We start from the raw sequence: 26782 nt of genomic DNA on the forward strand, positions 1-26782 counted from the left end.
TCAACAATAAGGATATTGAAGATGAATAAGAAAATACTGGGTCTGATTTTTATTACGCATACAAGTTTTGCCAGTGATCTGCCAACTGTGAATTTAGGTCTATCGAGTTTTGTAGACGGTGCAGTTCCAGCAGGTAGTGGTTGGTATGCACAAACCTATTTTCAGAATTATCGCGCGGATAGTATTCGCGATACACATGGCAACAAAATCGCACTCCCTCAGTCAGAGATTGATTATCAATCGATTGTTCAGCAAATCAGTTATATGTCAGATATCAAATTGGGCAGTGGTAATCTTGGCTTAAATATGGTGATTCCTGTGCTGGCACATGTAGATGTGGATGATGGCCTCAATAATCAAGCTATTAAAGCAAATAGGGGACTGGGCGACATTATTATCGGCCCTTTTATCCAATTTGATCCAGTGATGGGGCAAGACGGGCCTAAGTTTTCCCATCGTTTTGAATTTCAAATTAATTTACCTACAGGTGAATATGATCATAATAAGGATATAAACCCTGGTGCCAATGCAGTGTCACTTGATCCATACTGGGCTGCAACCTATTGGCTGAATCCCAAATGGACACTTTCGACACGCTTACACTATCTTTATAACTTTAAGAATAATGATCCAAATTATAGTTTTGGGAATGCTGAAGACATACAGGCTGGGCAAGCGTTACATGCCAACTTTGAAAGTAGTTATGCAGTCACACCACAGCTTCGGTTAGGAATAAATGGATATTGGCTCAATCAAATCACAGATACACAGGTGGATGGTGAAAATGTCAAAGGACGACGTGAACAGGTATGGGCGATCGGTCCAGGGGCGATGTATAGTTTTTCTCCCCATGACCATCTTGTTGCAAATGCTTATTTTGAACAAGATGCAGAAAATCGACCACAAGGGACCAGTATGATTTTTCGGTATGTACATCATTTTCAAAAATGACGGATTTGATAAGCTTTAAAATCGAAACAGCCCAATATATCTATATATTGGGCTGTTTTGATTAAAAATTAATAGGTTAAAGTCATACTTTGTTGTGTTGCTTGATCAATTTGCTTTTGGCTTACTGCATCATCCTTACATTGATAGTTTTCAAATAATGGGAGCTGATCGGCAAAGTGTGTATCGGTCTTTCCATTGCGATGAATAAATCCACTTTGACCAGGTGCAAGAATTGAACACATGCTGACTTGATTGGGATTGAGTACCACTCTAAAGGTTGCACTCCCTGTATTCCCATAGGTGCTCAGCTGTTGTTGATGCGCCTGATCAGCCCATGGAATACCCACTGAGTTTTTGTTGGAGAATCCCATTGTGGCAACAGGAATTTTCCAATCATTGGGTTGATCTGAATGATATTGTTTTGAAAGCTGAATTAAGGTGTTTTCCAAGGCAGTTAACACCACATCATCTGCTGATTGTCCTTTTAAGAAATCAACGGTTTGAGCAACACTGGCTTGTTTGCCTTGCAGCGCATTCCAGATCAGTTTAGATGCATTCGCAGGTTGTGTACTCCGTGGGTCATTATTTACTGGGTAAAGGGTATCTGTGTAACGTGCATAAATATTTTCAGATAAATTTGGTTTAAGCACCAATTCAATCATTTGATTGAGCCATGTACGCATAATGACAGGTGCTGCGCCTTGATAGAATTTAGCCTCACTGTCAGGACGAAGTTTGAAGTCCCAACTCGCCAATATTGGTGCAACTTTCTTTGCCAGAGGTGATGCGTTCGGGCTTTGCGCAGCTTTGACCATATAGGGAATAAAATAACGCGCATTCAGATCCGACCAAGCGCCTATTTTATTGATATCCCAAATGTCTTGTTGGCTTAATTTTGCTTTACTTTCTAGGGGTTCAATCAGTTCATTGACACGGTCAACATGAGAGAAGTTGGAGGAATCGGAACGTAAATCCGCATAAGCTTTATTGTTCCAACTGCTAATATAGCCTTTTTCAGGGTTATAGGCTTTGGGATTATGTGATAAATCATAGAAACCCTGCCATTCCATTGAGCCATCACCTTGAGCAGGCAGTTGAATATGCTGGTTTTCAGGGCGGATCGGTAAACGACCCAATGCAGCGACACCAATATTATTTTGGGTATCGGCATAAAACCACGTAATCGAAGCCGCGACACGTTTGGCTTGATCTAGGAATTCTTGCCAGTTGCTCGCTTTTGCTGCATTGGCCCAGCCCAGTAATGTTTCAATCTCTACACCTTCCCAGCTACGTTTTTGTGCATAGGCGGTATGATTTTTTTCATCCCATGTGCTGACAAAGCCTTGTTTACTTTGATACACATCTAAAACGTGGTCTGGCTGATTACGGATTTTAATTTTGATCTGTTGATGTTCAAAGGGAATATAACTGCCTTGATAACGATACTGTTTTGGATTGCTCGGATTTAAGCTGAGTTGATAGACGTCATTGGTATCAAGCGAACCGACAGTTGAACCCCAAGCAATTTTTCCATTGGTTCCAAATAGAATTGCAGGTAGACCGACAGGGGTAATCCCTGTGAGATTATAGCCCGCACCATGTAACCCAACCGCATAAGTAATGGCAGGCGTGTACCAGCCTTGTTGAGGGCCATTATATAAAACCGTTTGGCCTTCTACCGTTTTATCTCCTTTGACCACCCAAGCATTACTGGCTGTAGGGACGCCATCAACCACACTTTTACCCAATGCAATACGCGCTTGAGCTAAATAGTTTTTGGCTGCTTGGTCTGAGATAGGGGCTATACCTTTTAACATGTGTTGTTGACGTGCTAAAACTTGTGGTTTTGCTTTAGATTGAATAATTGTAGGAGCACTCGGATCATCTAACCAACGTAATTGCTGATAAACTTTTAATCCTGTTTCTGGACCTTTTTCTTTTTGTAGTTGAGTCAGTAAATCTAAATTTGAGACTTCTGAACTGGCTGAAAAAAAGCGATTGAGAATTAAGCCGACCCAGACCATTGCAATATCTTCTGGCTGCCATGTCGATGGTTTAAAGTCATAATCAATAAATTCTTTAGGCATCAGCGCTGGATTGGCCAAAACCTCTTGGACACGCTTATTAAAACCAGCAGCATAACCATCGAAAATGGCACGATCTTCAGGAGAAAGTCGGGCAATTTGTTGTTTAATCTGTTCAGGATTAAAACGACTATGGGTTGCAATATCATACTGTAGATAGTCAGGGCCGAGCACTTCAGCAACAGTGCCTAAACCTGTACGTTTTGACATTTCCATTTGAAATAAACGATCAGTTGCGACTGCATAGGCATAACCATAAAAAAGACCATAAGTATCCTTGGCATAGACATGCGGTGTGCCAAAATTGTCACGTTGAATCGTGACCTGTTTTTGCACTGGGTTTGATTCTAAACGAGAGGATGAACTACATCCTGCAAGCAATAAACAACTTAAAACACCTAATTTGATTAAGTGGTGTTTATCGCTCAGTTGATTATTTGAGGGGCTTTTTTTCAATTGAAATATCCTTTTCATTATTGTTGAGAAATAGAGTGTTGGGAAATAAATGCTTTTAGATGTTTTCTAAAAACAGTAGATTTATCGATATACAGGTCCTGAATAAATAAAATGATTGTTATTTTTATATGTAATTTTCTATTACTTTGTGGGTATATATTTATACTTTTAAATAAATAGACTTAATTTTATCTCATCATTTTATTTTAAATATACTTTCTCAAGTCTTGATGAAATGCCAAAAAATAAAGGGATATGTTCTATCCCTTTATGCTGCGTCAAAAATTAAGTGTCAAAGCTCAGTCGTAAGAATTTCAGAGAGAAATTTTTCAAGTGCAGCATTGAATGCTTCAGGACATTCAATATTTGAAATATGCGATGCTTGAATTTCCACAAGTTGGGATTGCGGAATGTGCTGTTGCATAAATTGCCCATCTGCAACTGTAGTTACAGGGTCTTGCGTTCCTGCAATGACCAAAACTGGAATCGTGATATCTTTGAGTTGATTGCGGACATCCGCTTTAGCCAAAGCCTCACAACAATTGGCATAACCTATTGCGCTGCCAGCACTTAAGTCGTTACACAGATTATTAACAATTGCAGGATGACTTTGAATAAAGGGATCTGTAAACCAACGTGATGCAGCGGTTGCTGCGATGCTGGTTAAACCTTGTTCTCGGACAAGTTGGGCACGATCTAGCCATGCTTGTTCTTGTCCAATTTTTGCTGCGGTATTACTGATAACAACAGCATTAAATCGTTGTGGATAATGGATGGCTAACCATTGACCTGTTAACCCCCCCATAGAAATGCCACAGAAACTGGCTTTTTCAATATTTAAATGATCCAGTAATCGAATCACATCTTCAGCCAATTGGGGCAAGGTATAAGGACCTTGTGGCGCAGATGAAGAACCATGTCCACGGGTGTCATAGCAAATGACAAAAAAACGTTCTTTAAAATAATTGAACTGCTTTTGCCACATGCCATAGTTGGTCCCTAAGGAATTTGAAAAGACCAGTGCAGGGGAATTAGGGTTTCCAAAACTTTGATAATTAATCTGTGCATCCGCTGATTGAAAAGTTGGCATTGCTCGTTCCTTAATTTTGATCAACACGTTGAATAATGAGTGCAATCCCTTGCCCGACACCGATACACATTGAACATAGGGCATATTTACCTTTGATCTGTTCAAGTTGATTTAAGGCAGTGGTCACCAGTCTGGCACCTGATGCACCCAAAGGATGACCTAAAGCAATCGCGCCACCATTGGGATTGACACGTGCATCATCATCTGCCAAACCTAAATCACGGGTGACAGCCAAAGCTTGGGCAGCAAAGGCTTCATTTAGCTCAATCACATCCATTTGCGCTAAACTAAGATCGGCTTGTTTAAGCAGTTTCTTGATTGCAGGCGCGGGTGCAAAGCCCATAATTCTTGGTTCAACCCCCACAGTGGTTGCTGCAATAATTTTCCCACGTGGTTTTAATTGGTATTTTTCTACAGCTTCATCTGAAGCAATCAATAAGGCCGCTGCACCATCATTAATTCCCGATGCATTACCCGCCGTGACCGTGCCATCAGCTTTTACCACACCTTTAAGTTTTGTCAGTGCGGCTAAAGTCGTTGATGCACGTGGATGTTCATCGGTATCCACAAGCACAGCATCACCTTTACGCTGGGGAATAGTGACGGGCACAATCTCATTTTTGAAAAAACCTTGAGCTTGTGCTGCCGCAGTACGTTGTTGGCTGTTTAGCGCAAACTGATCTTGATCCGCACGGTTAATATTGAATTGCTCTGCCACGTTTTCAGCGGTTTGTGGCATGCTGTCCACACCATACATTTCTTTGAGTTTTGGATTGATAAAGCGCCAGCCCATAGTGGTGTCTTCAATCTTTTGACTACGTCCAAAAGCACTATCCGACTTACCCATCACATAGGGCGCACGGCTCATGCTTTCTACGCCACCGGCAATGATTAAATCAGCTTCATTGGCTTTAATGGCGCGAGCTGCCATGGCAATCGCATCCAGTGATGATCCACATAAACGGTTCACTGTAGTGGCTGGCACTTGATAAGGTAAGCCTGCCAATAATGCTGACATACGCCCGACATTACGGTTGTCTTCACCGGCCTGATTGGCACAGCCATAAATCACATCATCGACTTGTTGCCAATCTACTGTTGGATTACGTTGTATCAATGCTTGAATTGGAATAGCACCGAGATCATCTGCACGTATTGGCGCAAGACCACCGGCATAACGACCAAATGGGGTACGGATGGCATCTATGATGTAAGCGTTTTTCATGTTGTTTATATCCTTAAATAATCTCCCTTGCGCTGCTACTACCGCAGCTCACCTCTTTGTAAAAGAAGAAGTTCCCCCTCTTTCATAAAGAGGGGTTAGGGGAGATTTAATCATTCCGCAAGGGAGGGATTTATTATCCCTATGTCGCATCAATCAATTGAGCACCCGTCAAAGCCTGTAATTCTTCAAAGCTCAGACCTGCAACTTTTTCAAGCACTTTTAAACCCTCTGGGGTCACATCAATCACGCATAAGTCAGTATAGATACGATCAACACAATGCTTACCTGTCACAGGATAGCTCAGTTCTTCAACAATCTTAGGTTCACCTTGCTTGGTTACATGGTCTGTGGTGATAAAGACTTTCTTGGCCCCTACAGCCAAATCCATTGCACCACCCACCGCAGGAATCGCATCCGCCGCACCGGTATGCCAATTGGCAAGGTCGCCATTGGCCGCCACTTGGAATGCACCCAATACAGCAATATCCAAATGTCCACCACGCATCATGGCAAAAGAATCACCGTGATGGAAAAACGAGCCACCCGTTAGCATGGTGACATATTCTTTGCCTGCGTTAATCAGCTCAGGATCTTCTTCACCTTTGGCGGGTGGAGGACCAAAAGCCAATAAACCATTTTCAGAATGCAGGAATACATCTTTGTCTGTTGGCAAGTATTTTGAAATCTTGGTCGGTAAACCAATACCTAAATTGACATATGCACCATCGGGAATATCTTGGGCAACACGTTCAGCAATTTGGTCACGGCTTAGTTTTTGGTAGCTCATTGTTATTCTCCATTACCATTGGCTGCATCAACTGCAACCACATGCTGAACAAAAATTCCTGGGGTAATAATATGCTCAGGATCGAGCTGACCCAGTTCAACCACCTCTGAAACCTGTGCAATGGTGACATCTGCAGCCATCGCCATAATTGGACCAAAGTTACGTGCTGATTTGTTATAAACCAAGTTGCCCCAACGGTCGCCTTGATGTGCTTTAATCAGTGCAAAGTCTGCTTTAATCGGATATTCAAGCACGTAGTCTTTGCCATCGATATGTCGGGTTTCTTTACCATCTGCCAATAATGTACCAAAGCCTGTTGGGGTAAATACGGCACCTAAACCCATCCCTGCGGCTTGAATACGACAGGCGAGATTACCTTGAGGAACCAGTTCCAGTTCGATCTTGCCCGCATGATAGAGTTCATCGAATACCCAAGAGTCAGACTGACGGGGGAAAGAACAGATGATTTTACGGACTGCACCTGATTTAAGCAGTTTCGCCAGACCGTAATCGCCATTGCCTGCATTGTTATTGACAATCACCAGATCTTTAACACCAAGTTCAATCAGCCCATCGATCAGCTCTGCGGGTTGTCCTGCTGTTCCAAAGCCACCAATCATAATGGTTGCACCATCTTTGATTTGGGATAGAACCTCAGTCAACGAGAGCTTACTTTTATCAATCATAAGACGAACCTTTTATCCATGTTTTTAAATTTCTATACATGCCGTATTAGCAAAGATAGACATGTATAGAAACTTAAAAAACTGTGAGAAAGAACTTATCTCACAGTTGTTTGGTCAATGAATTTACACCTGCTGCTTAATGGTCATCTTCTCGAATTGAAGACGGATGACGGTTTAAAGCAGTCACTTCGATATTCATATAAGGATATAAAGGCAATCCCTGTAAAATATTGTGGAGTTCTTCATTACTCTCTACATCAAAAATACTGGTGTTTGAGTATTGGCCTGTAATACGCCAGATATGACGCCATTTCCCTTGACGTTGTAAATCTTGTGAATAAGCCTTTTCAATTGCTTTAATTTCATTGGCTTTTTCGACGGGCATATCGAGGGGGATGTGTACATCCATTCGTACTTGGAAAAGCATGTCAGCTCCTTGAATTATTGACGACGTAGGTTGTCGATTTTGTCTTCATCTAGTTCAATGCCGAGGCCCGGACCAGTTGGAATTTTGAGCTCAAAATTGCCATATTGAAGCGGTGTTTTTAAAATCTCTTCGGTCAGTAGCAGTGGGCCAAATAATTCAGTTCCCGCTGCGAGATTGCTAAATGTAGCGAAGGCATGTGCTGAGGCAATTGTTCCAACAGGACCTTCAAGCATAGTGCCACCATAAAGATCAATACCTGCCAGATTGGCGATTTTGCCAACTTCGCATGCTTCAATCAGACCACCAGATTGCGCAACTTTTACCGCAAAAACTGAGGCTGCATTGTTTTTTGCCAAGTTATAAGCACTTTGTGGACCAGTTAACGACTCATCTGCCATGATCGCGATATCAAACTTACGGCTAAGACGTTGCATAGCATCAATATTATGAATTGCACAAGGCTGTTCAATCAGGTCAACGCCACCATCTTGAAGCATTTGAATCCCTTTAATTGCATTCAGTTCAGACCAAGCACGGTTAACGTCTACACGAATTGAGATGTCTGCACCCAAGGCTTTTTTGATTGCCAATACATGCTCAACATCTTGTTCAACAGGACGTGAACCGATTTTTAACTTAAAGACATTGTGGCGTTTTAACGCAATCATTTTTTCTGCTTCGGCAATGTCTTTTTCGGTATTGCCCGACGCCAAAACCCAAAGCACAGGAATACTGTCACGTAAGCGACCGCCTAGAATCTCACTCAGAGGTTGACCTAAACGTTGCGCTTGAATATCTAATAATGCAGTTTGAACAGCACATTTCGCAAAACGATTACCGTTGATATTACGATGGATCACTTGCATTGTTTGGGCAATATTGGCACCAGACAGTGTTTTTAACAATGGCGCAAAATAGGTTTCAATATTGGTTTTTACACTTTCAGGGCTTTCTTCGCCATAACCTAAACCGCCAATTGTGGTCGCTTCACCCCAGCCAATTAAACCATCTTCAGTCGTGATTTTAATCAGGACCAAGGTTTGGGTTTGCATTGTCGCAACGGCCATCTTGTGAGGACGTATCGTTGGAATTTCGATTAACAGCGTTTCTATGGACTTGTACATCGTAGTTATTTCTTAAGTATCAATCTATTTATATACCCTAATTTAATGTAATATCTTTAACTAGGCCGATTTTGGTATTTTTAGATACTTAAAAGGTATATAAAAGGGATTTATAGAGATGGAATTAAGATATCTTCGTTATTTCGTTACGGTGGTCGAAGAGCAGAGTATTACCAAAGCTGCAGAGAAACTATGTATTGCTCAACCGCCATTGAGCCGTCAGATTCAAAAGTTAGAAGAAGAACTCGGTATTCTTTTATTTGAGCGTGGCACACGTCCAGTAAGAACAACAGAAGCAGGGCAATTCTTTTACCAACATGCGGTACAAATTTTGACTCATACTGCGCAAGCTACCTCTATGGCGAAGCGTATTAGTTCAATGAATACAATTGTCCGTATTGGTTATGTCAGTTCATTGCTGTATGCGTTATTGCCTCAGGTAATTTATTTATTTCGTCAAAATAACCCTGATATTCAGGTTGAGCTGATTGAACACAGTACCAAGGATCAAATCGAAGCACTCAAACTCGGTAAAATAGATTTAGGCTTTGGTCGTTTAAGAATTAGTGATCCATCGATTAAGCGCATTTTATTATACAAAGAGAAATTAAAATTAGCCGCGCATAAAAATCATCATTTAACCAGTTATATTGATAAGGGTATTTATTTATCGCAAATTATCAATGAACCTATTTTTTCTTATCCAGCCACACAAAAACCTAATTTTTCAACCTTGATTCAATCCATTTTTACCGAATTAGGCTTGGTACCGAAAGATATGGTTGAAGTTCGAGAAATCCATATGGCTTTGGGCTTGGTTTCATCTGGGGAGGGGATATGCATTATTCCTGAAAGTGCCAGTGAAATAGGCATGAAAAATCTGGTCTATATTCCGATTTTGGATATAGAGGCCTATAGTCCTATTTCATTAGCTGTGAGAAATATGGATCAAAGCCCTTATTTACCCAAGATTTTAGAGTGTATTCGACAGGTCTTTGAAGAAGAAGGGATTCCACTTCAACTGGATGGGGATTAATCGAGTATATGTTTGAACTGAGATCAATATAAAATCCCTTCATCCTCGCCTTCTCCCAACGGGAGAAGGGACTTTCAATATCAATATAATTCACTCAACATGATCATTTTTTTGATTTATGAATGAGATCTATTGAGTTAATGATTTTAAAATGACATTTTCGGTGTTTATCCTTGCATTCTTAATGAATTCGCAATGTATTGCAGTTCCTGTTCGTCATTGATTAAGCCTTGCTGGATGGTGGCAATTTGCTCTTGAAGATTGCTTAGCAGTTCTTGGCATTGTGCGATAACTTCATCGCTATATAGATCAAGCTTTTGCCACAAACTATGTGAGATCTCGCTATATAAACGGTCATGGCCAATGGCTAAGATCTCGGTTGCATCATCGGCATAAATCACTTCATAAGCCAGATGCTCAGCAAACTGTAACGGACTGAGAGGGGGATATTGCAGTTGATAATCCGATAAAGTATTAGCAATATGTTGTGATAGAAGCTGTTGAGCCTGTTGGGTCAGTTCACTATACAATTCATCCAATGCTTGCTGTTCGGAATGTTGCTCTAATAAGCTTGGCAGAGATGCAATCATACTGCGCCATGTTTGCGTAATGATTTGTTGTTTATGTTGTGCTAAAGCGCTCACGGCATTGCTTAGCTGCTGTTGTAATTGATGTAGTTGTGGCACAACCTCAAGTTGTAAGGGGGCTAGAATTTGCTCTTGTAAATGATGTAACAAGGCTTCCGCTGGTTTACGCTGTTTATAAGCCAGAGCAGGTTGGATTAAATGTAGAAGTGCGTCAAATAAACGATTAAAACCTGCATTTTGCATGGCCTGATCATTGAAATCCGCATTTTTCAACATCTGAGAGGAGGTTGAAATTGGTGATTGTAACAGTACAGGATCAACTTGCATTGCGATCAGTTGGTCAATAGCACGAGTATAAACATCGGTTTCTTGCAGATAACGTTGGTCAGACGTTTTATTGCATAGAATCTGGCAAATATTACCATCGACTTCATCTTCTTCAAAATAATCACTGCGTGTAAGCACTGGCAATAACGGTTTATGTCTACGTAATTCCTGCCCCAAAGCCGCTAACTCTTTGACCTGACCGGGTGAGGAGGAACTACTGAGCCAAAGGACACCATCTGCACTATCCATAAAGCGTTGAGTTAATGCGGCATTTTCAGGCGTAACTGAATGGAGTCCTGGAGTATCCAGCAAAATGAGATTGTCCGCTAAGCAAACACCTTGTAAGCGTGTGGTGGTTTCTGTGGCACCTTCTTTAAAACGCTCCTGACTTTTAATAATTTCACCTGAGTCGAAATAAAAATATTCAATGCTTTCCTGACGCCTATGAAAACACTCTGCCAATACGTTGCAGAATGAACTTTTACCAGCATTGAATTTTCCGAAAATCAGCAAAATAATCTTGTCGTCAAAATGATCTGCGATGGATTGGGCGGCATGTAGTGTCTCTAATTGTGTTTCCCAATGGCTGAGATAACTTTCAAGCTGCGAATTGAGTGTTGCAATGTCTTGGGCAATCTGACTATGTGATGTCAGTCCAATCGGATTGATACGTTGTTTATTGAGATTGATTGCCAGTTGCTGATGCCAAGTGTGCATCTTATTTAAATGTAGCATGATGTCGGATTCCTGCTGATCAAAAGCTTGGGTGCTCGCAATCAGTGTCTGAATCGAATCATGGGAATCATGGACGGTCATTATACCAGCTCCAAAGTGGTTGATGCCTGCTGGGCTTGTATGATGAGCTGCTGTTGCTGCTGAAAGTTAAGTAATTGTTGTTGCAACTCCATTCGATCAGAAGACAATTCAAAATAATGGGCAAATTCACTACGTAAACGTTCACGACCTGATTCTTCGACAAAAATAAGATTGAGATCTTTACGCAGTTTGACCGAGACCCCCATCACCGCAACCATGACCGTATCTAGACTACGGACATTACTTTTTTGCGTATCTGGTAAACCAATCACACCATAGCGCACCAAATGGCTATTGATCTCGATACAGGCACGAGAATAAGCCACTTGAATACGGTTACGATCACGTTTGCCTGCGGTCACTTTATACATATTGGCAAAAGAATCTGGTTCTAGCGAATTATCCTGCCCAGAGATCTGTAAGACCGGCTGTAAATCTTGACGCACTTTATCTAATATTTGATTGAGATCACGCTCAAAATTTTGGCGTTGTTGCTGTAAGCTTGCTGTCAGTTGCTGAATGTTACTTTGAATGTTTTCTAGCTGCTGGGATAAGCGCATTTTTAGATCAACAATGATCTGCTTTTTTTCAAATTGACGTATTGCGGGGACTTGCTCAAGCATCTGATGAAGTATGTGTTGTAGTTCGGGGATACCACTGCGTTGTACCAGTATAGGTTTGGAATTTTCGATCCCTTGACGGTGCCGTGTAGCTGATACAGGTAGTACAGTTGCAGTTGGTGCTTGATTTTGAATGCTATCGATAATCTGCGCTAAAACGGTTTGATCTGGAATTTGGTCAATTTGGGTAAGCAACAGTAAGCTTTGACGTTGAGTTTGCTTTGCATCTTGCTCGAATTGCTGGAATAAATGTAATTCATAAGGATCAAACTCACCCTCACGTACTGAATGGACCATTAGGCGAATATCGGCTTTATTCCACATTGCATCTTGAGCAAGTTGATCATCGATTGTAGCCACATCAGCATCTAAACCTGGTGCATCTAACCAACGGATATGATGTTGCAGATGTTCGGAGAGAGCTACCGTTTCTCGTTTATCCACTACTGAGAAAATATCTTGACCAATAAGCTCATTTAACAGTCGGCTTTTACCATGATTATATTTACCAATCACTGTCACTGTCGGAAATTGGCCTGCCTGTAGAATGGCTCGTAGCCGAGCCAATGGTATCGTGTATTCAGGAAGTGCGGCTAAAACATGATTAGTCGCTGCATCAAAAGTATGAATATCCATTTAAATATCTTTTCCATAAAGTAAAACAGGCTAAACCGTTACAGCTAGCCTGATTTCAAGATTCACAATATGACTTTTAGCTGTATTAAGCTTGTAGGCGAGGGCGGTCAACCACATTGTTATCAACACCATCTACGAGGTGACTGAGTTTGAGGTCAAATACCATTTCAGCAAATGGGCCTTCAACGCCGTTGGCTTGAATCGTTGCTGCATCAGTATGTTCGATTGCGTCAATCACAAGACCTTCACGTGTTGCATAGGCGAAGTCATCATAAGTGTATGGGTCACCAGCTACGTTAATTTGCGTAGTTAATTTGCGATGGCCTTCTGCTGTTACAAAGAAATGAATATGTGCAGGGCGATTACCATGGCGGCCTAACTGATTCAATAATTGTTGAGTTGGGCCATCTGGTGGACAGCCATAACCTGCAGGCAGAATGGTTTGTACACGATATTGACCTTGAGCATCTGTCATAATGGTGCGACGCATGTTAAAAGGCTGTTGTTCGCCAGTTGGATCAAAGTGGGAATAGAAACCTTTGGTATTGGCATGCCAGATCTCTACTTGTGCATTTGGCAGTGGTTGGCCATCTGCCGCGTAAATCGTACCGTGTAAAATCAGGGTATGACCATTTGGATCACTGCCATCATCCATACGGGCAAAACCTTGGGCAACAGGGGCACCTGCGACATAAAGTGGGCCTTCAATGGTACGCGGGGTTGGGTTCTCAATACCCAAAGCAGCATCAATTGCATCCATACGCATATCAAGGAAGTGGTCAAAGCCTAAACCAGGAGAAAGTAAGCCTGCTTCATGGCTGGTGCCTAATTGGTTTAAATATGCAACTGCAGCCCAATATTCATCAGAAGAAATTTCTAAATCTTCAATGGTCTTAAATAAGTCAGAAACCACCCGATGAACGATTTGCTTAGTGCGAGGATTTCCACCTTCTTGCTCAAGTCCGCTGAGTAGATTAATGAAATTCTGTACTTCTTCCGTCTCGAAAATTCTAATATTATTGGCTGTCATGGCTATCTCCTTAATCTTGCCATAATGCTGGATCACGTTATCACTTTTAAGAGATGTTATGAGTTGAGCCAGCATCACTCCTGATATTGCTTCGTTGATGAATCCTTCTATATACCTTAATTGAATGTTATAGCCTTATCTAGACTGAATTCGGTATCTTTAAATACTTAAAAGGTATATTTATCTCAGCAAAGGGGAAAATTGTTATGATGAAATTACCTGTTGATAATGGTAATCTCAATACGCAGTTGATTAATTAATAAATTATTATAATTCAATTTCTTAATAGATGTTTACTACGTGGAAATCATTAATCTATTTTAAAATATCATTGCTATGATGTAAAAGGTATAAATATATACCGCTTTGTACATGGAAAATTACATTAATAATTCCGATAATTGATCGTGGTGATGAATTCCCTTAACCATATCGGTTTGAATTTATTTGTATTTTAAGGGAGTACAAAAGTCTTTGTCTTGAGGATAAGACAAAGATCACCTTAGAACTTACACAACAAGAATTTCAAATATTCAGGAAAGGATTTCCCATGTTAAAGCCAGATTTGCTTTATAGAACTCAACGAGTTGCACTTTATACATTGTTTGGATGTTTGAGTATAGATACTGCTTATGCTGAGTTTTTAGAAGAGAGTAAAACCAGTATTTATTTACGTAATTTCTATATTGAGCGCGACTTCGAAGATACCACGAATGATCTGGGGAGTTGGTCGCAGGCTGCATCTGGACGTTTTGAGTCGGGTTATAGCGACACACCCTTGCAAGTGGGTTTAGATTTTGGTTTCCAATATGCATTACGTTTAAATGACCGTTATGATGAGCGCTTAGATACCGTTTTTAAATATGATCAAGACGAAGCTCAACAGGCACGAGATTATTTAAAATTAGGTGCAACCTTAAAAGTTAAATACCAAAATACAGAACTTAAAGTCGGTGAGCTTTTCCCAAAAACACCGGTTTTATTTATTGATGATTCTCGGCAATTGGTGACGACTTATGCAGGAGCAATGTTAGACAGTCAAGACATTCAAAATTTAAAACTTTCCGCAGGCCGTTTTACCCATGTGAATGCCCGAGATGATGATGAATATAGAAAGTTCACTTTAGGTAACTCAACAGATCCCAATAAAAGAAGTGATGGTTTAAATTTTATAGGCTTAGACTATAAATTTACGCCGAGCTTGTCGGGTTCATATTGGTTTGGTCAGTTGGAAGATATTTATCAACAACACTATTTCAACGCGGTTTATACAGAAAAAGTCAATGAGACCAAGCTAAAAGTAGATGCGCGCTATTTTAATTATAAAGAGGATGGTGATGCTTATTTTGGAAACATCGATGTTCAATCTCTAGGATTACAAGCGAGTGTGCAACATGGCCCAAATACATTTTTAGCTGGTATACAAAAACAAATGGGTGAGGACAATATTCCTCTTTTAAATGGTTATGTTCCGCAAGGATATTTACAGACTTGGTCTGCAATTGCTTTTTATAAAGCAAAAGAGTTCACTTGGCATGCCTTATATAGTTATGACTTTAAAGATCATGGTCTACCGGGCTTAAAGTTAACTTTGCGTTATTTAAATGGTAGTGACATTTATCGGGCTGGTTTTAAGGATAATAAAGAAACCGAGAAAAATTTGATTGTAAACTATACTGTTCCAGAAGGATGGTTAAAAGGTCTTGGGGTAGAGTGGCGCTATATTGATGCTGATATTAAATATGGTGTTGGAAATATGCCAGGCAAGGATTTTGTGGAAAATCGTTTTATCACAACCTATACCTTTAAATTCTAATTTTTGCTTAATCCGATAAATCGAGTGATGCCCCTATTAAAAATAAGGGACATCATCTTTAGCAGTCAGGATATTTAAGAGTCCAAGTATAGTTAACCTGTAAAAACTGAGACACAAGAATATAATTTCTCTTAATTAATATTTTTAATTAAATCAATTATATGGAGAAAATAAGTTGTTTGATTCTAAAAAGCTTGCAATGCCACACCTTACATTCAAAGTTTAAATATCTTTGCGTAGGCGATGCCTCTCTTTTTAGAGATAAAAAGGGACAAAAATCTTCCGTTTAACAGGGCTCTTGCGCTGCAAACAAAGCAGTGCTTTATTTTTGCTCATATACCCCCGCTCAACTGCGACATCCTTGTCGCCCCACGGTAGGATAAGTATCTATGCTTCAAAAGCACAAAAAGTGAATTGATAACCAGCAGTTTCTAAAAGTTTATACAAATACTTAAGTTTCATTTCTGATCAATGACTTGATGCAAATCAGTTGTATAAATATTTAGGTGGTTTGACTATAAATAAGGATAAGCATAGTTAAATGCTTATCTTTTCTTCGCTAGTCAGATCATCAATAGGTATATGCCTAATAGGCAAAACTAAGCATTAATCTAAACAAACCCGCAATTAAAGCCAATGCTGCAAAACCGAAACACCACAACAAAATAAACCATGTTGCTGGGTTGAGTTGTTTGATGTATTTGTTCATCTAAAACTCCTTGATCAATGATAGCCTTCATCACCAATACGGACTTTGTCTCGGAAAACCCAATAAGACAAGAAGGTATAAGCGATAATAATTGGGATCAGAATTGCCGCACCGACCAAGGTAAATTTAAGACTTGATTCTGGTGCAGCGGCTTGCCAAATTGAAACTGAAGGTGGAATGATGTTTGGCCATAAACTAATTACAAATCCAGTAAATGCCAGAAAAACCAATGCCAGCGTATAAACAAAAGGTTTGATCTCATGTCGTTGCTTACAGGCATGTAAAATTAAACCAGAAAAGAGTACAACTAAAATAGGCACAGGGCTGAAATAGATAAGGTTTGGTGATGCAAACCAGCGCTGGGCAATTTCAGGATGTGTGATCGGGGTATAGATACTGACGGCAGCAAAAATAATCATTAACGTGATTAACAGCTTTGGCATTAGCGTATACATGATGTCTTGTAAACGCGCTTCCGTTTTTAAAATCAACCAGCCACAACCTAAAGTGGCATACATGACCACAACACCTAAACCAGTGAAAAGTGAAAAAGGGGTAAACCAATCCCATACACCGCCACTATAAATACCCGCAGTGGTTTGAATACCTTGGATATATGCACCAAGGATAACCCCTTGGAAAAAGCTAGATAAGATTGATCCCCAAATAAAGGCTTGATCCCATAAGTATTTGGTTCGAGTTGCTTTAAAGCGGAACTCGAAGGCAACACCACGGAAAATCAATGCGACCACCATAAAGATAATGGGAAGGTATAACGCAGAGAGTACTGTAGAATAGACCAGTGGAAAGGCTGCAAACAATCCCGCACCACCAAGTACCATCCATGTTTCGTTACCATCCCAGACAGGGGCGACCGTATTCATCATGACATCACGTTCTTGCGGGTCTGGAATAAATGGAAAGAGAATTCCAATGCCTAAATCAAAGCCATCCATCACCACATAAATCAGTACGCCTAAACCAATAATGCCGACCCATATTAAAGCGAGATCAATCATGATGTTTCTCCTTATTTTGATCTAGCGGCGCTTGTTGTCCATCTATTGGATCATCCACAGCACTGAGTGGTCGTAATGGGGTTTTAAAATGCCCTAAACCGGTTATTTCAGGATCTAAACGCGTTAAAAACTCGGGTCCAGATTTCATGAGTCTGAACATATAATAAATCCCTGCACCAAATACCACGGTATAGACCAGTACAAAAATGATCAGGCTCAGCCCCACTTGGTCAGCTGTTACAGTATGTGATAAAGCATCTTTGGTACGTAATACGCCATAAACCACCCAGGGCTGTCTTCCCACTTCCGTAGTAACCCAACCTGCGAGTAAAGCGATATAACCCGTTGGACCCATCACAATGGCGAATTTATGAAACCATGTAGACTCGTATAGCCGATTCTTTTTGCGTAGCCATAAGGCTGTTAAGGATAGCAATACCATTAACATGCCAAGACCTACCATGACACGGAAACTCCAAAATACGATAGCTACATTTGGGCGATCTTCAGCTGAAAAATCCTTTAATCCAGTAACTTCGCCATCTAATGAGTGGGTTAGAATCAAACTGCCTAAATAGGGAATACCAAATTCAGTCGTATTTTTTTCTTGTTGCATGTCTGGTGTTGCAAACAGCAGAAGTGGCATCGCGTGATCACGGTTGGTTTCCCAGTGTCCTTCAATTGCTGCCAATTTCGCAGGTTGGTGTTTTAAGGTGTTTAAACCATGGTTGTCGCCAATAACCACTTGTAAACAAGAGGTTACCAGCACCATCCATAAACCCATAGAAAATGATTTTTTAATTAATTCATCACGGCGTCCTTTAAGCAGATGCCAGCCAGCTGTGCCTACAACCAATAATGAGGAAACTAAAAATGCAGCAGTTGCCATATGTGCAAAGCGATAGGGGAACGATGGGTTAAATACAATTGCCCACCAGTCCGTCGGGACAATGATGCCATTTTCAATTGCAAAACCTTGTGGTGTTTGCATCCAACTGTTGGAGGATAAAATCCAGAACATTGAAATACAGGTTCCAATAGCGACCATGAGTGTGGCAAAAAAATGTGCTTTTGCGGTGACTCGGCCCCAACCAAAAAGCATAATTCCTAAGAAGCCAGCTTCTAAGAAAAATGCGCTTAAAACCTCATAGGTGAGTAATGGCCCCGTCACACTCCCTGAGATACGCGAGAACTCACTCCAGTTGGTACCAAACTGGTAGGCCATGACAATGCCTGAAACAACACCCATAGCAAATGCAACAGCAAAAATCTTAATCCAGTATTTGAATAGGTCTTTGTAAACAGGGTTTTGTGTACGCAACCATTTCCATTCCAGCAGTGCAAGGAAACAGGCTAAACCAATAGAGGTTGCAGGGAAAATAATGTGAAAAGACACAGTGAAAGCAAACTGAATTCTTGCCAGTTCTAGTGCAGTTAATCCGAGACTCATTGCATGCCCCATCGTTGCTTGAGGCATTGGATCGCTATAGACCCATGACCGTCATGATTAAGTTTGGAAAAAACAATAGATCGTTCCATAAAAACTACCTACTTAGAAATAATGGTTAGGGTTTGTTGATATTTCATAAATGGCATGCGTTGTCGCAATTATCGCCGACCTTTCAACAGACCCTATGATCTTGCACCATAATTTAGATTGGCTGTAGGTACAGAAAATGAGGAGAAAAAATATAACAGATTTTTAAAAAATGGCTAAACTGTTATATTTTTATCGGCTGCTTTTGTAGCTATTTTTTTTCTTTAATGCACTGCAAACTACGGATATATCCCTCAATTTTAAGTTGAAAAAGGTATGTACCGTTAAATTTACCTTGAGTCATGATGAATATACGGATGTAAATAACAGTGTTTTATACAATATCTGAGTTAACCACCATCAAGCGCGCGAGCTACCAAATCAGCTTGATTATAGCGATTTGGGGTTTTGCATATATGTTGCAAAAACTGTTGAATTTACCCATTGCATCAGCTGTTTTAGGTTTTTTTATATTGCTGATTTTATTGCAAATGCAATGGCTCAACTTGGAAAAGGTGAGTCAAGGTGCAGATATTCTGTTGGGGGAGCTGTTGCTGTTTTTTATTCCGCCAGTGGTCGGTGTGATTCAGTATCAGCAATTGCTTTTGATCAGTGGTTGGAAAATATTTGTGGTGATTTTACTCAGTACCGCTTTGGTGATGGCAAGCTCTGTGTTGATGGTGAAAATATTCTTGCAACAGGATGATGTGGAATGACGGAGTTGTGGGGGATTTTTTACTTGCTGTGGACGGTACTGTGTTACTTCGTGGCAAAGCACTTATTTGTTTTTACCCAGAAAATATATTTTTCTCCGATTATTGTGGTACCGAGTCTCAGTATTATTTTGATCTTTATATTTCAGCATCGCTTTCAAGACTATTACCTATACACCCAATATTTGGTTGCCATGTTAGGACCAATTACAGTGGCATTTGCGATTCCTGTATTTCGTTATAGAGCGATCGTCAAACAGTATTTTTTCGTTTTAATCGTCAGTTCTAGTGTGTCTATGCTGGTGGGGATCTTAAGTAGCTGGCTATTGGCAAGTATATTCAATTTTGACGAAATTTTGAAAAATAGTCTTTTGGCACGTTCGATTTCTATTCCATTTGCTTTGGAGTTGACTGAAAAGATTGGCGGCTCAATCAGTTTAATTCCCTTGTTTACGGTCATAACAGGCTTAGTGGGGATGTTATTTGGTGATTTTTTACTGTTATGGATGCGCTATAAAAACCGTATTGCTCAAGGCGCTGCTCTAGGAAATGCCGCTCATGCGATGGGGATTGCGCGAGCAAGACAACGTCATGAGTTGGAAGGGGTGATTGCCAGTCTATCCATGATTATTTCCGGGGTTATCATGGTGTTATTTGCGCCATTTATGATTTCATTGATTAAACATATTGTTTGATTTCATTTTATTTAGATTGAAAAATAACATTTAAGAATGAAGTCTAGACTGCATTTAAAGACAGTATGCAATGTGTAACGTAAGTGATTTACATCAATATTTATTTTAAACCTCAGTGTGGGATTTTGTGATGGTGCAGATTTTGCGCTACATATTTAATTGTATTTAGCCCTTGTCATATTCTAGAGAGGGTGATTTTATATTAGGATCATCAAAGGGATGATCGAAAGCAACTGCTGGATTTGGAATAGGCTTATGGATGGGTTATCTGAATTTTCTTGGCAAAATATTAAATATAACTTTTACAATACTGGAGAACTGCCAGAGATTGTGCAACGAGATTCACCCATCTTACAGCTTTGGGAAAGTGCGAAAAATTCAGGCTTAAGTCCTTTCTCCAAAATCACTGACTTAGACGAGTTTCCTGTCGCTGACCTTTCACAGGGTGATATAAAATTAGCTGCATTGGCTGAAGGTGTATTAAATGATGTCTGGCGCTTATTTGGGCAACAGGATGTTATCGTTTTCTTAATTAATCATCAGCTTAAAATTATTGCTGAACGTCACAATCCTGATTTAGATGACCAATATCATTATTTATGCACGGGTCGTATTATTGAGCCCTCTGTGTTTGGTGCGATTGCACCGACATGTAGTGTGATGTCTAAACAGCCTATGATCATGACAGGGCATCAACATTATCTAGATGAGTTTTCAAATTATTCTTGTGCATCGGTTCCGATATTCAATGGCTGTGGTGATGTACTCGGTGCTTTAGATATCACTTCACCACAAGGGCTTTTGGCGAGCAATTGGTTGCGTCACTTACTTTACCAAAGTTATATTTTGGAAAATAAGATTATTCAGGCAGCACTACAACCTGATCAACGGGTCCTTTATTTTCAACATTCTAAAGATTTGTTGGACAATGCCTATACGGGCATGATCGTACTGGATCAATCAGGAAAAATCCTCAAAGCCAACCAAATGGCGTTGAAACTGCTGAATTGTTCTATTGAGCAATTGTTGCAGCAACCAATGGATCATTTTTTACTCACTGAGCATTTGAATCCATTAAATTCGAGTGATTGTTTTTTAATTCAGAGTTTTGACCATGCATTTTTTTATGCCCAGCTACGTAGTGTGAATGGGCAGTTGCAGAATAAAACAAGCAAAATCACGACACAGCATTTGCTTGATCAGGCGCTGAAAGCATTAAAAGCCGATATTCCTGTATTGATTACCGGAGAAACCGGCACAGGTAAGGATCATTTTGCTCAGCAGTTACATCAGAAGCTCGATGTAGATTTACCTTTTATTTCGATTAATTGCGGTGCAATACCAGATCATTTGCTTGAAGCAGAATTATTTGGTTATGAAGGCGGCGCTTTTACAGGTGCTAAACGGCAAGGCGAAAAAGGCTTAATTGAACTGGCAGATCAAGGCATACTCTTTCTCGATGAGATTGGTGATTTGCCTTTACATTTACAAGTGAAAATTTTAAGAGTGTTACAAGATCAGCAGTTCTATCGGGTTGGAGGACGTAAACCGATCAAGTCAGCATTTAAACTGTTATGTGCAACACATCAGGATTTAAAAAATAAAATACAACAGCAGTCATTCCGCCGTGATTTATATTATCGTATTTGCGGTTTTCAGGTACATTTACAACCCTTACGCTTACGTCAAGATAAACAGGTCATTTTACATCATGTTCTGGATCAATTCGGCATAGCGCAATGGTCGAGCCATGTAGAACAACAATTTAATAGGCACACATGGGAAGGAAATATTCGTGAATTAATTCATGTGGTGAAGCTATCCGCAGCGTTTAAAGACAGTGAAATTTTAAATCATTTATATTTACCTGAAGCTGATTTAGCGATTAATGAACAAAGTGAGCAACTGATATTAGATGAAAATAAAAACTTAAATAGCTTGACCAAGCAAATGATTGTGCAGGTGTTACAAGAAGAAAATGGCAATATCGCAAGGACAGCGAAACGCTTAAACATTTCAAGAACAACGATATATAAATATATTGGCAATTAATTGTAATTTTTTATTCAGTCCTCTAGTGCATTTTTTATAGATTCAGCTGAAATACAGCCTGAAAAATTCAAGATGCTCTATCCTTTACTTGTCGATGTGCGTTTTTTCTATTAATTAATAGTCTTATAATTAAAAGAATGAAAAGGACTAAAGTTATTAATAGGTATATATTTCCATGAAAGATGTGAGCCCTATAGCCTTCAAAAATGAATTTAAAAGGCAATTCTTGTTGAGTGTAACCAATAAATGCTTTTCCAAAAAAGTAGCTTAAAATTAAAGAATATAGACCTGTAAATACAAAAAAAGAGAGAACTTTATTAATTTTATCTTTTATAAAAAAAATAGAATTTAAGCTTAAAGATATAATTAATATTGAAAAAACAGCAGAATAAACGTTAATCCAGTATTCATAATTTTCCACGACTTCACCATACTAAAGCTTTTTTTATAAATTCAGTTGAAAGAGAGCCTGAAAAATTCAAGATGATCAATCCTTTACTTGTCCATGTGGGTTTTTCTATTAATTAATAGTCTTATAATTAATAGAATGAAAAGGACTAAAGTTATTAATAAATATGTATTCCCCTGGAATATATGAGAATTATATCCTTTATAAATAAACGTTGGTAAAAGTTCTTGTTGTGTATAACCAATTGAAGATTTTTCAAAAAAGTAACTTAAAATTAAAGAATATACACCTGTAAAGACAAAAAAAGAGAGTACTTTATTAATTTTATCTTTTATAAAGAAAATAGAGTTAAGACTTAATGAAGCGATGAATAATGTGAGAATTACAGAATAAACAGTAATATAATAATCGTAACTTTCCATTTAGCCTCCCTATTGTTTTTTGTTAGGTTAAATATTCTTTCTTCTGTTATAGATTAATCGTCCAATTAAGATGATTAAGGCAATTAAAGAGATACCAAATGGAATCATTCCAGAAAAAATATTTTTATCTGTTCCTTTGAAAATAAAAGTCAATAATGGCTCTTGTTCCATCAAACCTATATAGGAAATAGCAAAGACTCTATTTATGATACGAGTGATAATTGCAGTACAGATCAAGATTGAGAGGAATCTATTGATTTTATCGTTAATAAAAAAGGTAAAATTAATTGACAGAGATATAACTAATATAGAAAAAATAATGCCATAAACATTAATCCAATATTGAGCTTCTGATAGTTCTAAACCTAACATTTATCCACCTAGTGCTTCCTTTATAGTATTTGCGGTGATACGCCCCGAATTTGTTACAGTTTTAACTGCTTTACCTCTGTAATAGATAATTCGAGTACCATGTCGATAATCTTGCTCTGAGGCTGTAGTTGTGCCATCAATATTTGGATTAGCCGATGTAGCATGTGCTATAACAACACCTTGTTTTTTCCCAGCCTTATATAACTGGGATGATAGCTCAGAAGCAAAGCAATCGTCGCCACGACCTGTATTACAGCCATGAATTTCAATTTTAGACTGCTCTGTAAATACGCTAAGTTTTAGGCTCGAAATAGCAGCTTGATTTTTAATTCGATTACCATCAAAGTCATAGCCTCGCCAAATAGCCATCATTACAGTTTTATAAATATTGGCCGCTAACTTCCCCTTGAATACCCCTTCGCGAGTTATTGTCTTATCTAAAGATGCGCCTAGAATATAGTAAAGTCCATCAGAATCGCCATGACAAAACAGATCAAGAGATTGAACAGTATTATTTTCTTGAGTTTCTAATGCACTAATCACCGACCTAGAACCATTATTTATAAAAAAGCTTTTGACAGGTAAATCATTTTTATAATCTTTAATTACGTTTTTAGATGCATGTAAAAATGCTGAATTATCACTTGATTTCCTTGATCCACCATAAATAATAAGGCGGATAGGTGATTTTAATTTTACAATTTCTACTTTTGCAATTTTGGTTGTTGTAGTCTGATATCGATCTACCATGAATCAGCCTCAAAAAGTTTAATTTCAATATCTTCTGCTTTTTCTGTAAGTTCTAGTTTTTTTGTCATGCCATTTTCATCAGTGACACCTTCAATAGTATGACCATCAGCATAGATAACAATGTATTTTACATTGCTATAAGGTTGATTATTTGAATTATTTACTAACTGATATTGACCTGAATATAGAGTTAAGCCTTGAGCTAAAAAGCTTGATGAATTTGTATTCTTACTATAGTTTTCCCCTTGACTTATTCCAACAACATGATCTTGTTTAGGTAAAATTTTAGCTCCACAAGTCAATAAGTCATCAACATAAGCAACAGCTTTGCCATCCATAATAATATGATCATGGCTTTTAACAATTTCAGACCAACATTTGCACTTAGGGCAAAAGTGACCATCTCCAGCACGTAGAAATAGGTTTCCCATTTGGGATGTTCGTTGTTGTGTTGCTTGGATGATTCCTCCATGATTTGTCATAGAGTTATGAATTGCAAAACCTTTAGCCATGATTAACACCTTCTTGGTACAAAAAGCCTTCTGGGGCCTTATTACCGATAAAGATATTTATAGCTACAGAGTTGTTAGGGCTATGGATAATCTCATCACCATTCTCTAAGAAGCTTCCTACCAATGCACTCGCTTTAACTAATCCACCATTTTTGCTTTTAGCTCCATTTACCGCAAGGTAATAGATCTTTTTAGGCCTATGCCGAAAATAAAGCTGTTCTGCTTTTATTGTTTGCTTTATGTCTTGTTGAGACATCTGTTTTAACTGTTCAATTGGTAATTCATGTAAAAATTTAGGTTTCGTCATACTGAGTCCAATTATTGTTATTGAATGAAGAACATAGAGATTAAAACATAAAACCTTATATTAAGACAAATTTAATTGAATTTTTAATTATATTTAATAATTTGGATTTATTTACTCAAATTCATGGCAGTTTTCGTTATAGCTTTCATGTTCTGATCTTACGATTTATTAAAATAGTAAATTTAAGGATTAGTCATATATTATGTTTTTAATAACTTATATTTTAATTTTTGTCTTATTAACATAATTTCGCTTTATCGTTCACGGCCAGTTCAACAAACGCCATATTTAATTGTTTAGAGAATATTTCATCTACTTGTCAACATCGCTAACCCTCATCCTTGTTTTAGGCTTCCAGTGATTGTCCATTGATTGGACAGTGTATTCTCAATGCTGTCCATTTATTGGACATTGGAAAGGTAACATTATTTTAAGTATATGATTATTAATCATAAAAATATTGGCACGCTAACTGCAAATATTCTATGGCTCATATTTGATTAAAACAAATCTATCAATCGATTTATTAAGTGTAGTAGATGGTCGATTCGTCATGGATAAATCGATTGATTTTTGATTCAAAATTTAAACAAGTGCAATGAGTAGTGAAAAGGATGCTTGAAACTAAAGGGAACAGATGATGTGTTTTAGCAATAAAAATAGCCTGCTTCTTATGTTGAGTGGCATGTTTGTACAGTATAGCCATGCGATTGACGTAAACGTGGGGGATTATACCGCGTTGCCAAAAGGCACTAATGCAGGTGTGTTCTATTATCAACATAGTCAAATGGAGGGTTATTACCAAAATGGTGAAAAAACCAGAGCTGAATCTAAATCGGATATCGGTATCGCGCGCTTAATTCATTACACCGACATCGCTGGTTTACGTGCAACGCCTCAAATAATTTTACCGTTTGGAACAGTACGGCATACGCAAATTGGCGATACTGATTTAAACAATGCCTCAGGTTTTGCAGATCCAGTAATTGCTTCTGCTTTTTGGTTGATTAATCAACCTGAACAAGGTTCATCGGGTCGTTATCTGGCATTTACCCCATTTATTTATCTGCCAGTTGGGCAATATGATCGAAATGATGCGGTGAATTTAGGCGAAAATCGATTTAAGTATGATCTTCAACTGGCATGGGTACAGCCACTATATGGCAAGCTTGCTTTTGAACTTTATCAAGATGTGATTTGGTATGGAGACAACGATGAAGCGGGAAAGGGCGATCAAACACTTTCACAAGCGACCAGCTATCAAACTCAATTTAACTTACGTTATGACTTGAATTCTAAACAGAGAATCGCCCTCGGTTATGCCGCAAATTATGGGGGTGAACAACAATTGGATGGAATCAAACTGGATCAGAACATGGAAAAGCAACAAGTGCGATTGGAGTTTCAGCAAATGCTGAATGCAAAAACTCAATTAAGTGCGCAGTTGCTTTCAGACACACGAACGGAAAGCGGATTTAGGAAGGATTACGGTCTGAATTTTCGTGTTTTTTACATTTTTTAATTTAAAGCAGGTGTAACACATTGATTGCGTCATTTTTACAAGGATGCAGTTAGAACAGTAAAGCA

The 26782-nt window shown here is 38.9% G+C and carries 25 protein-coding genes; 7 read left to right on the forward strand and 18 right to left on the reverse strand.

Annotated features, from left to right (window positions below; all coding sequences use genetic code 11):
• Window positions 1-21: 21 nt before the first annotated feature.
• Window positions 22-951 (forward strand): SphA family protein, encoded by a 930-nt coding sequence (locus tag ACG9ZL_RS12295; RefSeq protein ID WP_224965225.1) that lies wholly within the window; start codon window positions 22-24, stop codon window positions 949-951.
• 68 nt (window positions 952-1019) lie between these two features.
• Here ACG9ZL_RS12295 and ACG9ZL_RS12300 read toward each other — a convergent pair whose 3' ends face one another.
• From ACG9ZL_RS12300 to ACG9ZL_RS12330, 7 genes are all read right to left on the reverse strand, one after another.
• Window positions 1020-3509: a penicillin acylase family protein gene (locus ACG9ZL_RS12300; RefSeq protein WP_419360186.1), complete on the reverse strand. Its 2490-nt coding sequence runs from the start codon at window positions 3507-3509 to the stop codon at window positions 1020-1022.
• Window positions 3510-3783: 274 nt separating this feature from the next.
• On the reverse strand, window positions 3784-4581 hold the full coding sequence (gene pcaD / locus ACG9ZL_RS12305; protein ID WP_096733775.1) for a 3-oxoadipate enol-lactonase: 798 nt from the start codon (window positions 4579-4581) through the stop codon (window positions 3784-3786).
• Between the two features lie 10 nt (window positions 4582-4591).
• The gene (gene pcaF / locus ACG9ZL_RS12310) at window positions 4592-5806 is read right to left on the reverse strand and encodes a 3-oxoadipyl-CoA thiolase (protein WP_419360189.1); all 1215 of its coding nucleotides are present in this window, start codon (window positions 5804-5806) and stop codon (window positions 4592-4594) included.
• 139 nt (window positions 5807-5945) lie between these two features.
• Window positions 5946-6593, reverse strand: coding sequence for a 3-oxoacid CoA-transferase subunit B (locus tag ACG9ZL_RS12315; protein WP_336954095.1), 648 nt, complete (start codon window positions 6591-6593; stop codon window positions 5946-5948).
• Window positions 6594-6595: 2 nt separating this feature from the next.
• A complete protein-coding gene (locus ACG9ZL_RS12320; RefSeq protein ID WP_244015616.1) occupies window positions 6596-7279 on the reverse strand; it encodes a 3-oxoacid CoA-transferase subunit A in 684 nt (227 codons plus the stop codon).
• A 136-nt stretch (window positions 7280-7415) separates the two neighbouring features.
• Complete coding sequence (gene catC, locus ACG9ZL_RS12325) at window positions 7416-7706, reverse strand: muconolactone Delta-isomerase (RefSeq protein ID WP_004820442.1); 291 nt, start codon at window positions 7704-7706, stop codon at window positions 7416-7418.
• 14 nt (window positions 7707-7720) lie between these two features.
• Window positions 7721-8830 carry a muconate/chloromuconate family cycloisomerase gene (locus ACG9ZL_RS12330; RefSeq protein WP_419360190.1) on the reverse strand — a complete coding sequence of 370 codons (1110 nt, stop codon included), beginning with the start codon at window positions 8828-8830 and terminating at the stop codon, window positions 7721-7723.
• Between the two features lie 118 nt (window positions 8831-8948).
• Between ACG9ZL_RS12330 and catM the strand changes: the two genes are divergently transcribed.
• Window positions 8949-9866, forward strand: coding sequence for a cis,cis-muconate-binding transcription regulator CatM (gene catM / locus ACG9ZL_RS12335; protein WP_004721564.1), 918 nt, complete (start codon window positions 8949-8951; stop codon window positions 9864-9866).
• Window positions 9867-10033: 167 nt separating this feature from the next.
• On the opposite strand, the gene ACG9ZL_RS12340 is transcribed toward catM, so the two are convergent.
• From ACG9ZL_RS12340 to catA, 3 genes are all read right to left on the reverse strand, one after another.
• Window positions 10034-11596, reverse strand: coding sequence for a dynamin family protein (locus ACG9ZL_RS12340; RefSeq protein WP_336954090.1), 1563 nt, complete (start codon window positions 11594-11596; stop codon window positions 10034-10036).
• Window positions 11596-12852 (reverse strand): GTPase, encoded by a 1257-nt coding sequence (locus ACG9ZL_RS12345; protein WP_419360193.1) that lies wholly within the window; start codon window positions 12850-12852, stop codon window positions 11596-11598. Before ACG9ZL_RS12345 ends, ACG9ZL_RS12340 begins: the two co-directional genes overlap by 1 nt.
• A gap of 85 nt (window positions 12853-12937) precedes the next feature.
• Window positions 12938-13882 (reverse strand): catechol 1,2-dioxygenase, encoded by a 945-nt coding sequence (gene catA, locus ACG9ZL_RS12350; RefSeq protein WP_336954088.1) that lies wholly within the window; start codon window positions 13880-13882, stop codon window positions 12938-12940.
• 550 nt (window positions 13883-14432) lie between these two features.
• On the opposite strand from catA, the gene ACG9ZL_RS12355 reads away from it, so the two are divergent.
• Complete coding sequence (locus ACG9ZL_RS12355; protein WP_419360195.1) at window positions 14433-15698, forward strand: OprD family outer membrane porin; 1266 nt, start codon at window positions 14433-14435, stop codon at window positions 15696-15698.
• A gap of 586 nt (window positions 15699-16284) precedes the next feature.
• Here the strand turns inward: ACG9ZL_RS12355 and ACG9ZL_RS12360 are convergent.
• Genes ACG9ZL_RS12360 through ACG9ZL_RS12370 form a run of 3 tightly spaced genes read right to left on the reverse strand, consistent with a single transcriptional unit; the run spans window position 16285 to window position 18876 of the window.
• Window positions 16285-16407 carry a DUF2474 family protein gene (locus tag ACG9ZL_RS12360; protein ID WP_004721553.1) on the reverse strand — a complete coding sequence of 41 codons (123 nt, stop codon included), beginning with the start codon at window positions 16405-16407 and terminating at the stop codon, window positions 16285-16287.
• 14 nt (window positions 16408-16421) lie between these two features.
• A complete protein-coding gene (cydB, locus tag ACG9ZL_RS12365) occupies window positions 16422-17426 on the reverse strand; it encodes a cytochrome d ubiquinol oxidase subunit II (protein WP_419360196.1) in 1005 nt (334 codons plus the stop codon).
• Window positions 17419-18876, reverse strand: a complete 1458-nt coding sequence (locus ACG9ZL_RS12370) for a cytochrome ubiquinol oxidase subunit I (protein WP_419360197.1) — start codon at window positions 18874-18876, stop codon at window positions 17419-17421. The genes cydB and ACG9ZL_RS12370 overlap by 8 nt, the downstream gene beginning before the upstream one ends.
• Window positions 18877-19286: 410 nt before the next feature.
• On the opposite strand from ACG9ZL_RS12370, the gene ACG9ZL_RS12375 reads away from it, so the two are divergent.
• From ACG9ZL_RS12375 to ACG9ZL_RS12385, 3 genes are all read left to right on the forward strand, one after another.
• Complete coding sequence (locus ACG9ZL_RS12375; protein ID WP_419360282.1) at window positions 19287-19679, forward strand: CidA/LrgA family protein; 393 nt, start codon at window positions 19287-19289, stop codon at window positions 19677-19679.
• Window positions 19676-20371: an LrgB family protein gene (locus ACG9ZL_RS12380; RefSeq protein WP_419360198.1), complete on the forward strand. Its 696-nt coding sequence runs from the start codon at window positions 19676-19678 to the stop codon at window positions 20369-20371. Before ACG9ZL_RS12375 ends, ACG9ZL_RS12380 begins: the two co-directional genes overlap by 4 nt.
• 255 nt (window positions 20372-20626) lie before the next feature.
• Complete coding sequence (locus tag ACG9ZL_RS12385; RefSeq protein WP_419360200.1) at window positions 20627-22423, forward strand: sigma-54-dependent Fis family transcriptional regulator; 1797 nt, start codon at window positions 20627-20629, stop codon at window positions 22421-22423.
• Between the two features lie 67 nt (window positions 22424-22490).
• Here ACG9ZL_RS12385 and ACG9ZL_RS12390 read toward each other — a convergent pair whose 3' ends face one another.
• The 5 genes from ACG9ZL_RS12390 to ACG9ZL_RS12410 form a co-directional block, all read right to left on the reverse strand.
• On the reverse strand, window positions 22491-22844 hold the full coding sequence (locus ACG9ZL_RS12390; protein ID WP_419329211.1) for a hypothetical protein: 354 nt from the start codon (window positions 22842-22844) through the stop codon (window positions 22491-22493).
• A gap of 437 nt (window positions 22845-23281) precedes the next feature.
• Complete coding sequence (locus ACG9ZL_RS12395; protein WP_419329210.1) at window positions 23282-23626, reverse strand: hypothetical protein; 345 nt, start codon at window positions 23624-23626, stop codon at window positions 23282-23284.
• Window positions 23627-24376 carry a hypothetical protein gene (locus ACG9ZL_RS12400; RefSeq protein WP_419329209.1) on the reverse strand — a complete coding sequence of 250 codons (750 nt, stop codon included), beginning with the start codon at window positions 24374-24376 and terminating at the stop codon, window positions 23627-23629.
• Window positions 24370-24888 (reverse strand): PAAR domain-containing protein, encoded by a 519-nt coding sequence (locus ACG9ZL_RS12405; RefSeq protein WP_419360202.1) that lies wholly within the window; start codon window positions 24886-24888, stop codon window positions 24370-24372. The genes ACG9ZL_RS12400 and ACG9ZL_RS12405 overlap by 7 nt, the downstream gene beginning before the upstream one ends.
• Window positions 24881-25195: a hypothetical protein gene (locus ACG9ZL_RS12410; protein ID WP_419329207.1), complete on the reverse strand. Its 315-nt coding sequence runs from the start codon at window positions 25193-25195 to the stop codon at window positions 24881-24883. The genes ACG9ZL_RS12405 and ACG9ZL_RS12410 overlap by 8 nt, the downstream gene beginning before the upstream one ends.
• A 640-nt stretch (window positions 25196-25835) precedes the next feature.
• Between ACG9ZL_RS12410 and ACG9ZL_RS12415 the strand changes: the two genes are divergently transcribed.
• The gene (locus tag ACG9ZL_RS12415; protein WP_336954167.1) at window positions 25836-26717 is read left to right on the forward strand and encodes a transporter; all 882 of its coding nucleotides are present in this window, start codon (window positions 25836-25838) and stop codon (window positions 26715-26717) included.
• Window positions 26718-26782 lie beyond the last annotated feature (65 nt).

This window comes from Acinetobacter legionensis, assembly GCF_048551735.1.
Lineage (GTDB): Bacteria > Pseudomonadota > Gammaproteobacteria > Pseudomonadales > Moraxellaceae > Acinetobacter.